The organism is Bradyrhizobium sp. (genome assembly GCF_049798375.1).
In the GTDB taxonomy this organism is placed as follows: Bacteria; Pseudomonadota; Alphaproteobacteria; order Rhizobiales; family Xanthobacteraceae; genus Bradyrhizobium.
This window is the reverse complement of sequence record NZ_JBARGP010000769.1, coordinates 1-9,243: the sequence shown is the minus strand read 5'-3', so window position 1 is coordinate 9,243 and position 9,243 is coordinate 1. Positions and strand designations below refer to the sequence as shown.

Annotated in this window: 8 protein-coding genes; 3 read left to right on the top strand and 5 right to left on the bottom strand. The window is 64.5% G+C overall.

Going from position 1 to position 9,243, the window contains the following annotated elements:
• On the bottom strand, nt 1-800 hold an 800-nt coding region (locus WA702_RS29465; protein ID WP_425114054.1), incomplete at its 3' end, for a helicase HerA domain-containing protein.
• A gap of 248 nt (nt 801-1,048) precedes the next feature.
• On the opposite strand from WA702_RS29465, the gene WA702_RS29460 reads away from it, so the two are divergent.
• Nucleotides 1,049-2,485, top strand: a complete 1,437-nt coding sequence (locus WA702_RS29460) for an MFS transporter (RefSeq protein ID WP_425114053.1) — start codon at nt 1,049-1,051, stop codon at nt 2,483-2,485.
• A 712-nt stretch (nt 2,486-3,197) separates the two neighbouring features.
• Here WA702_RS29460 and WA702_RS29455 read toward each other — a convergent pair.
• Complete coding sequence (locus tag WA702_RS29455; protein ID WP_425114052.1) at nt 3,198-4,781, bottom strand: glycoside hydrolase family 28 protein; 1,584 nt, start codon at nt 4,779-4,781, stop codon at nt 3,198-3,200.
• A gap of 171 nt (nt 4,782-4,952) precedes the next feature.
• Between WA702_RS29455 and WA702_RS29450 the strand changes: the two genes are divergently transcribed.
• Nucleotides 4,953-6,518, top strand: a complete 1,566-nt coding sequence (locus WA702_RS29450; protein ID WP_425114051.1) for an aldehyde dehydrogenase family protein — start codon at nt 4,953-4,955, stop codon at nt 6,516-6,518.
• A gap of 12 nt (nt 6,519-6,530) precedes the next feature.
• Here WA702_RS29450 and WA702_RS29445 read toward each other — a convergent pair whose 3' ends face one another.
• The gene (locus WA702_RS29445) at nt 6,531-7,661 is read right to left on the bottom strand and encodes a hydrolase (RefSeq protein ID WP_425114050.1); all 1,131 of its coding nucleotides are present in this window, start codon (nt 7,659-7,661) and stop codon (nt 6,531-6,533) included.
• A gap of 148 nt (nt 7,662-7,809) precedes the next feature.
• Between WA702_RS29445 and WA702_RS29440 the strand changes: the two genes are divergently transcribed.
• Entirely contained in the window at nt 7,810-8,007 is a 198-nt protein-coding gene (locus WA702_RS29440) for a DUF3606 domain-containing protein (protein ID WP_425114049.1), read from the top strand.
• Between the two features lie 2 nt (nt 8,008-8,009).
• On the opposite strand, the gene WA702_RS29435 is transcribed toward WA702_RS29440, so the two are convergent.
• Together WA702_RS29435 and WA702_RS29430 are read right to left on the bottom strand one after the other, a co-directional pair.
• Complete coding sequence (locus tag WA702_RS29435) at nt 8,010-8,201, bottom strand: hypothetical protein (protein WP_425114048.1); 192 nt, start codon at nt 8,199-8,201, stop codon at nt 8,010-8,012.
• A gap of 197 nt (nt 8,202-8,398) precedes the next feature.
• The coding region (locus tag WA702_RS29430) for a c-type cytochrome (protein WP_425114047.1) at nt 8,399-9,243 on the bottom strand (845 nt) is incomplete at its 5' end.

Here is a 9,243-nt window from a genome sequence, read left to right as displayed (position 1 = left end):
GGCATCAGCCGCGGCGTCGCATTGCGCGGCGTGGTCTCGGTCGGGCCGATGCGCAAGGCCAGCGGACGCCGCGACAGCGCCGGGCCGAGTGCCATGAACTGGCCGCGTTCCAGGTCGCGAAACGCCTCGGCCTGGCGCCGCTCCATGCCCAGGAGGTCGGCAGCACGCGCCATGTCGATGTCGAGGAAGGTGCGGCCCATCAGGAAATTGGAGGCCTCGGCCGCGACGTTCTTGGCGAGCTTGGCCAACCGTTGGGTCGCGATCACACCAGCGAGGCCGCGCTTGCGGCCGCGGCACATCAAATTGGTCATGGCGCCGAGCGACAGCTTACGCGCTTCGTCCGACACCTCGCCGGCAACCGCCGGCGCGAACAACTGCGCTTCGTCGACCACCACCAGCATCGGGTACCAATGATCCCTGCCGATCTCGAACAGCCCGTTCAGGTAGGCAGCCGCGCGCCGCATCTGATTCTCGGCGTCCAGCCCTTCGAGATTGAGCACGGCCGAGACGCGATGGATGCGCGCCCGCTCGCCCGCGACCTGCAGACCGCGCTCGGTGTGGTCCTCGGCATTGATGACGAGATGGCCGAATCGCTCCGCCAAGGTGACGAAGTCGCCCTCAGGATCGATGATGGCCTGCTGCACCCAGGGCGCGCTCTGCTCCAAGAGCCGTCGCAGCAGATGCGATTTGCCGGAACCCGAATTGCCTTGCACCAGGAGGCGCGTTGCCAGCAGTTCCTCGAGGTCGAGGGCCGCAGGTGAGCCCGCGGTCGTCTGCCCCATCTCGATCGCAACGGTCATGTCTGGCTCGAACGCTCCTTCGCGGACAGCGGCTTTATCAATCCGCGCGCGGCGCGTCGAGCGTGCGTCGCCGGTTGTCCCGTGTTCCACAACGCGGCGCACACGCCATGGGAATCGGCATGCGATTTCGCGGCAACTTTTCCGCGGTCGCGCCGTTCGTGGTCATGGCCGACAGCCGCGGCCTCGTGTCTGCCTTCACGATGCGATGGCCGGCGCGACCTTCGACTGCAGAGGGATGAAAAACTCGCATGCCGGATTCGTCGCCATCCCCAGCCATTCGGACCGACATTCCGTTCCGGCTCGACCGCCTGCCGTGGAGCCGCTTCCACCTTCTGGTGGTGATCGGACTCGGCATCACCTGGATCCTGGACGGATTGGAGGTGACCATCGTCGGCTCGCTTGGGCCTGCGCTGCAGAGCGCCGATACGCTGCGTCTGACCAGCGCCAACCTCGGCGCCGTCGCATCCTTCTACGTCGTCGGCGCGGTCACCGGGGCGCTGGGATTTGGCTGGATCACCGACCGGCACGGACGGCGGCTCGTCTTCTACGTGACGCTCATCATTTATCTCGCCGGTGTGCTCTTGAGTGCATTTGCGTGGAACTTCTGGAGCTTCGCGTTCTTCCGGCTGATCACGGGCCTTGGCATCGGCGGCGAATACGCCGCCGTCAATTCCGCCATTGACGAGTTGATCCCTGCGAAATATCGCGGCCGGATCGATTTGATCGTGAACGGCAGCTTCTGGCTCGGCGCGGCCGCGGGCGCGCTGGTAGTGCCGTTCCTGCTCGACCCCAATCTGTTCTCCCCGAACATCGGCTGGCGTCTCGGCTTCGGCGTCGGCGGCATGCTTGGCTTGTCGATCCTGTTGCTGCGGCGCTTCGTGCCGGAAAGTCCGCGCTGGCTGGTGACGCATATGAAGGAGAAGGAGGCCGAGGACACGGTGCGGGGGATCGAGGCTGACGTCGAGAAGGCGACAGGTGAGAAGTTGCCGCCACCGGAAGGCTCGCTCGAGGTCCATCCGCGCAAGGTGTTCGGTCTGGAGCTGATCTTTTCGTCGATGCTCGGCAAATATCGACAGCGCAGCATTCTCGCCTTGGCGCTGATGATCGCGCAGTCATTTCTCTACAATTCGGTGTTCTTCACCTTTGGGTTGATCCTGTCCCACTTCTATCATGTGCCGGAGCAGCGCGTCGGATTCTACGTGCTGCCGCTGGCGATCGGCAATTTCTGCGGGCCGTTGCTACTCGGCTCCTTCTTCGACACCATCGGCCGCCGCAAGATGATCGCCGGCACATTCGCTGTCAGCGGCCTGTTGCTGCTTTTGACCGCCTACCTGTTCGCCGCGGGGCTGCTGACGCAGATCACCCAAACTGCTGCGTGGTGCGTGATCTTCTTCTTCGCTTCGGCCGCGGCCAGTTCGGCCTATCTCACCGCGAGCGAGATCTTTCCGCTGGAGACGCGCGCGCTGGCGATCGCGTGCTTCTACGCGATCGGCACCGCGGTCGGCGGCAGCGTATCGCCGCTGCTGTTCGGCTGGCTGATCGAGTCGGGATCGAGCTGGAAGGTGAGCGGTGGCTACGTGGTAGCCGCAGCGCTCTTGCTTCTCGCCGCCGTCGCCGAATGGAAGCTCGGCATCGATGCCGAAGGCAAGTCGCTCGAGAGCATCGCCGATCCGCTGTCGAGCTGATCATCGGCATCCCAGATCTCGCTTCGCTCATCCGGCTACAGCTGCGACGGTAAAACTCGCACGAAACGCATGCGCCGAAACACGAAGTTTGGCAACGTTTTCAAAGAGACTGATACAGTTCAGCCTTTTCTGTCAAAATTTTTGCTTTCGCTTTTTCAGAAGATATGATATGTGTCTGCATCCCGCCTCATCGAAGAGGGGCGTACGCGTCGTCACGATACGTAGAGGCGGGGAGCGGTGGCCGTGATTGCTGCGCCAGACGAGCGCGAGCGCCCGGACGCGAAATCGTGTGGTCCTGGCCTCCCGGTGCTGAGGCCAAGTCTGCGGTGCGACGAGCTCGCAGGCGACGGGGGCAACAAAGCCGGTTCCCGAGGAGATCACGTATAAGCGTTCAAACCATCGCGCAGGGAATGCCGGATGATCTGGCTGATCCTGTGGTGACTGCCGCCAGCTTTCTTTGTTGCTGGCGGGCCATGGGTGAGGCCTTCACCCGGCATTCCCTGCGCCCTCTCGTTTTCGGAGGGTGTTCAGATGCAAAACTCGGACGCCGAATGCGCCGCGAGATCGGTGTCGTGTGTGCAGACGACGTGTGCATATATCTGCTCTTTGGTCTCTCACATCGAGAAGATCGCATATGCAAGCACGTTGTTGCACCCTTAAGGAAGGCGCCGCCTTGGAGGGCAGCGCCAGGCCGGGGCGGCTCTCGTTACTACTACATCGAGGCGGGCGGCACGTCGCAACCGTTGAGGTCGGACAATCCGCCTTCATTGTCGAAGGTGTGGCCGCTGGCCGGCGGCGCGCTGCTGAGCGGTGTCAGCGTGACCACCTTGCAGGTCAGCCCGGTCACGTTGCGCAGGCGCATGAAGATTCCCTTCGCATTGGACGAGGTGATGCTGATTCGATTGAGCACAATCTTCATTACGGGCGATTCCGGCAGGCCGATGATGAGCCCGCCCGTGGGGACGACATTACGCACGGTCTTGGGATTGGTCGCGGTGAGATCGGAGATCATGATGTCATGCACATGCGGCACCGTCGCGGGAATGTGCGGCTGGGTGATGTCGCCCTGCGATGCGCTCGGAATGCTCGGGTAGTATTCGCTGATCGAGATCGGCGTCGTGACGTCGGTCATGGTCAGCCGCTCGATCCTCATGTCGGAGATGTCATTGCCGCGGTCGCGCCCGGTCTTGATGCGGAAGCCGTTGTCGGTGCCCAGGAAGGTGATGTCATGGGCGTGAATATGGCTGACGCCATTGACGGTCTCGCTACCGACCGACATCCCATGGCCGCGCTTGAAGGTCGAATCCGCAATATGAACGTGGGTCAACGGCAGCTTGGGCAGATTATAGGGCGGCTTGTAGTAGGCGAAGGTCGGCACGCCCGGATTGGCGGGATCGATGCCGGGCAGGCCGGACTTCATCGCGACATCGTCGTCGCCGGTGTCGATGTTAAGGTGGGCGAGCCGGACGTCGGTCGAGCCGACCAGGTCGACGCCGTCGGTATTGGGCGCGCCGGTCGCATCATTGGCGTTGTTATAGACGCGCAGGCCATCGACACTCACGTCGACGTCGTAGCGCAGGCCGAGGTCCCACATCGGCGAGTTGGTCAGGAGCACGCCTTCGATGCGGATTTGCCGGGAGCTGTAGAATTCGACCAGCCAGGGGCGCGGCAGGCCGTTCGAGGTCGGTATGTCCGGAAAGCCTGGATAGGATGTCAGCGTTTTGGCGTTGGCCGCAAGCTGCCACCAGCTGATTGCGCCTGGATTGTCGCTGGTCGCGGCCGCTGCCGGATCGGCGCCGCTGCCGTCGATGGTGCCGTCGCCGATGATGCCCGAGTCGACGACATCTTTGGCCGATATCATCGCCTCGGGCTTGCCCGGCAGGGTCGGGCCGGTGCCGCTGACGGCAGGATTGTTGGCGAAGCGGAAGGGATAGCCGATGAACGCCGGCTGGTAGCGGCTGTGGTCGGTGGTGTTCTTCAGCACGGTCGGCGCATCGATGCGCAGATAGACCCGGCTCTTCAGCTCGATCGGCCCGGTGACATAGGTGCCGCCGCCGGTGATCCGGACGATGCCGCCGCCGGAGCGGGCACAGCGATCGATCGCGGTCTGGATCGCGGTGGTGTTGTCGGTCTTGCCGTCAGCGACCGCGCCATAGCTGCGCGGATCGCAATGCCGGGAATGATCGTCGCCGCGGCCTCCAAAGTCGTTCGGGTCGTTGGCGCGTGCGGCACCGACCGCGGTCAGAGATGCGACACATCCGAACACCAGGACCCATTGCAGACGCTGCTTGCCCATCAGTTTCTCCCATCGTGAATTATTACTTATGGTTGTAGCAAAGCTAACGGAATTGAATGCTGCGGTAAATCGGGCCTGCGGGTCTGCCAACGATGTTGTTTTGGCATCGAAGCAGTGTCATCTCAGCATCGATCCTGCTCCCGCAGCGCGTCATGTGCTTGGAGGTCCGTCATGTCCGAAACGTTTGCCCGATCTTCTGTCCCTGATCTCGTTCGCGAGGCGGCCGGCATCCTGACCACGCTCGGCGTCGCGCCGGAACGCCTTGCGGGCGGCACGCGCGCGGCGCGCACGCCGATCACGGGCGAGGTGCTGGCGCATCTGCATGACAGCACCTCGGACGCGGCGAAAGCCCACATCGACAAGGCGCATACGGCGTTTCTTGCATGGCGCCTGGTTCCGGCGCCGAAGCGCGGCGAACTGGTGCGGCTGCTCGGCGAGGAGCTGCGCGCCAACAAGGCCGCGCTCGGCCGGCTGGTCTCGATCGAAGCCGGCAAGATCACCTCCGAGGGGCTCGGCGAGGTGCAGGAGATGATCGACATCTGCGACTTCGCGGTCGGCCTGTCGCGCCAGCTTTATGGCCTGACCATCGCGACCGAGCGCGCGGAACACCGGATGATGGAGACCTGGCATCCCCTCGGCGTCACCGGCATCATTTCGGCATTCAACTTTCCGGTCGCGGTGTGGGCCTGGAATGCGGCGCTGGCGCTGGTCTGCGGCAACAGCATTGTATGGAAGCCGTCGGAGAAGACGTCGCTGACCGCGCTTGCCACCAATGCGCTATTGATGCGCGCGATCGAACGCTACCGCCGTGACGGCGGCGCGGCGCCCGATGGATTATCGGCGGTGCTGATCGGCGGCCGCGAGGTCGGCGAGGTGCTGGTCGGTCATCCGCGTGTGCCGCTGGTCTCGGCCACCGGCTCGACTGCGATGGGCCGCATCGTGGGCACGCGGCTCGCCGGCCGCTTTGCCCGTGCCATTCTCGAGCTCGGCGGCAACAATGCCGCGATCGTGACGCTGTCGGCCGATCTCGATGTCACGCTGCGCGCGGTCGCATTCGCCGCGATGGGCACCGCAGGCCAGCGCTGCACGACCTTGCGCCGCCTGTTCGTCCATCAGGAGGTCTATGCGCGCTTCGTGCCGCGGCTGCAGCAGGCCTATCGGTCGGTCGCGATCGGCAATCCGCTGGAGAACGGCACGCTGATCGGTCCACTGATCGATGGCCAGGCCTATCAGGCGATGCAGACGGCGCTTGCGACGGTGCGGGAGCAGGGCGCCAAGGTCTCGGGTGGCGAGCGCGTCATGGTCGGCGATCGTCACGAGGCCTATTACGTGCGGCCGGCGCTGGTGGAGATCGCGGCGCAGAGCGATGTGGTCGCGCAGGAGACTTTTGCGCCAATTCTCTACGTCATGCCCTATCGCGATTTCGATGCGGCGGTCGAAGCGCACAACGCGGTGCCGCAGGGCCTGTCGTCGTCGATCTTCACCAATGATCTGCGCGAGGCCGAGCTGTTCCTCTCAGTGCGCGGCTCGGATTGCGGCATTGCCAACGTCAATATCGGCCCCTCGGGCGCCGAGATCGGCGGTGCGTTCGGTGGCGAAAAGGAGACCGGTGGCGGCCGCGAATCCGGCTCGGATGCGTGGAAGGCCTATATGCGCCGCGCCACCAACACCGTGAACCATGGCCGCACTCTGCCGCTGGCGCAGGGCGTCACCTTCGACATCGGGGGAGGAGATTGACGAAACCCGGGCTCATCTGCCGGGCGCGCGCGGCGCGTCCGGATCGATCGCGGCGCGGAACGCAGGATCGGCCTGCAATTCGGCCATGGTCTTGTCCATGCCGCGGTCGGAAAGATGGACAGAGTCGATGAAATTGGCCGGGTCGTCGTCGACGGGCGAACGCGCCAGGTCGAACAGCGGGATGCCCAGGCCCGCGAGCCAGGCGCGGGTCGCCGCGCTCTCGAATTCACGCCAGGCGCCGGCGCGGGGACCGTAGGAGGTGTTGTGATCCAGAAAGTCGATGCCGGCGCGGAGCAGCGGCAATTGCACGCCGACGAGCTTGATGCCGCGCTGGCGCGCCAGCACGGCCAGCCGCTCGATCGGCGCCATCAGGCTCGGCGACATCTCGTAGTCCGGTGGGACGGTGCCGATGAAGTGTTCGGCATTGAGGAAGTGTCCGTGAGCGTAGGCAATGTGCGCTTGCGAATTCTCATACGACCCGTCGCTCCGGAACCCTTCCTCGTTACGGATGCTTTCGGGACCGACAAACCGCGTCGGCGCGGCGCGATAGGCGTCGAACGGGGCAGGATTTTTCAGGGCGGCGCGGAGATAGCTTCCGAGACTCTCCATGGCGTAACGGAAGGGCCGGTCATAAATCATCGTTCGCGGAGTCTCGAACCAATGCTGCCAATGATTGGCGAACAGGAAATAATCGAGCTCGAGGATCACGACGCGCGGATGGGTTGCGCGCGTCGTCCGCTCGAAGATGTCAAGCACCTGGTCCGCCGTCCAACCGGTATAGGACATGTTGTAGAAGCGACGGGGAGCGAACATGTCGGCCCGGAATCCGCCGGCGCGCGAAGAGCCGAAGCAGATGATCTCGGGCTGTCCATGCACGACCCGTGGCAGCTTGAAAGCGGCGTTGTAGCGCAGATCCACCGGCAGGATGACTGTCTCGGGCCGCTGCGCCTGGATGGCGGCCAGCTGCCGCGGCGTCGCCAGCGCATCAAAGGGACGCGCAAGCCAGACGATGAAGCCTGCGAGCGGCGTGCCGATCACGATGAAAAGCAGCGCGACGATGCCGATATAGCGGCGCAGCGTCGCGGCGCCGCGTCCATCGACTCGGTCGCGCGGCGCGTCGGCCGCGGCAATGTCTACCGCCAAATCGCTGCTCCAACCGTCGGGTGCCGAAGCCGGACTTACCCCAGATTATCAGACCGATTCAACTCCGAAGGGGGAGCGACATCAGAGTGTGATCTATCCGGAACTTGCGCCGTGGATTCGGCGTTGCGCACCTACAAGGAGATTCACCATGGCAGCGAAGAAGAAAGCATCAACTGCAAAGACCGCACGCGGACGCAAGCAGGACCGGGCGCGGGTCGCCAGCGGACAGGACTACGAGGTGCGCTACGAGGCGAAGAAGAGCGGGCGTTCTGCGAGCGCGGTCAAGAAGGCCGTGAAGAAGGTCGGCAACAGCCGCAAGAAGGTCGAACGCAAGCTCGGCAAGTAAACTCATCGCGCCCGCTTCGGCGGGCGCAGCGAGCTCTTGGCCCAGCCGATCGCCTTCGGCGAGTACAACGGATCAGGATCGTCGCAGGTCGGGCAATACAGCGTGGCCCGGCCGTCCTTTCGGCCGCGGACCACAAGCGGCTTGCCGCAGGTCGGGCAACGCCTCCGCTGCGGCGGTTCGGACTGTCTGGTCACGGCGAAATCTCTCCATCGGCCTCTGAAGCTAACGGAGCGCAAGCGCGCTGTGCAATCACTTATTTGAGTGACCGCGGCTCATATTGCGCGCGGCGCTCGGTGCACGCCCGCCATCCAGCCCGGAAATCGGGGATGGTGGCGCTCCGCGGCGCATACGCATGGGCCGAGGCTGGCGTGCAGCGCATCGCCGACCTTGCCTAGGGCGCGCTGCCATGAGCTTTGCCGACCCGATCGATCGCGTCGCGAATATTGGTCCACGCCGGCTTGTCGGGTGCGAACTGCTTGCGCAGGAAAGCGACGAGCTCGGCCAGCTGCTCGTCGCCGAGATGGTCCTTGAACGGCGGCATGTAGCCGAGATCGGAGCTGGCAGGCCTGGCAATGCCGTCCAGGATCAGGCGGATCAGGTTGTCAGGCGCAGCACCGTGCAGGTTGCTGTTCAATGCCAGCGACGGCCGGCTGCCGAACAGCGGCAGGCCGCCGACTTCGTGACATACGGCGCAGGCGCCGAGATAAAGCCGCGCGCCGGGCAACGCGGCGGAGGCGACCTTGGTCCGGGCTTCGAGAGTGGTCGCAATCTCTTCCAGCCTGGCCGTATCCGGCGGTGTGTCCTGGAAGGAGGCGAGATAGACCGCCATGGCGCGGATGTCGGCATCCGGCAGCTTGGCGAGGTCCTTCACGACAGGTGCCATCGGCCCCGCCGCGACCCCATGGAAGCGCGACCGGCCCGAGCGCAGATAGGTGAACAGCTCATTCTCGGTCCACGGGATCGGTGCCGCGGACTGCGACGTCAGCGCCGGCGCCTCCCAACCGTCGGCGACGCCGCCGGCGAGATAGGCCCGCTTCTGCTCGGCGCCGAGCGCATTGCGCGGCGAATGGCAGGCGCTGCAATGGCCAAGCCCTTCGACCAGATAGGCGCCACGATTCCATTGCGTGGACCTGAGAGGATCAGGTGTGAGCGTGGCACTGTCGTGGAACAGCGCATTCCAGCCTGCAACCAGCGGGCGGAGATTGAAAGGAAAGCGCAAATCATTCGCCGGCGCTT

Excerpts from the sequence above, each read along its gene's own strand:
- WA702_RS29455 (WP_425114052.1), bottom strand. The coding sequence starts at position 4,781 with ATGGGCAAGCAGCGTCTGCAATGGGTCCTGGTGTTCGGATGTGTCGCA.
- WA702_RS29450 (WP_425114051.1), top strand. The coding sequence starts at position 4,953 with ATGTCCGAAACGTTTGCCCGATCTTCTGTCCCTGATCTCGTTCGCGAG.
- WA702_RS29440 (WP_425114049.1), top strand. The coding sequence starts at position 7,810 with ATGGCAGCGAAGAAGAAAGCATCAACTGCAAAGACCGCACGCGGACGC.
- WA702_RS29460 (WP_425114053.1), top strand. The coding sequence starts at position 1,049 with ATGCCGGATTCGTCGCCATCCCCAGCCATTCGGACCGACATTCCGTTC.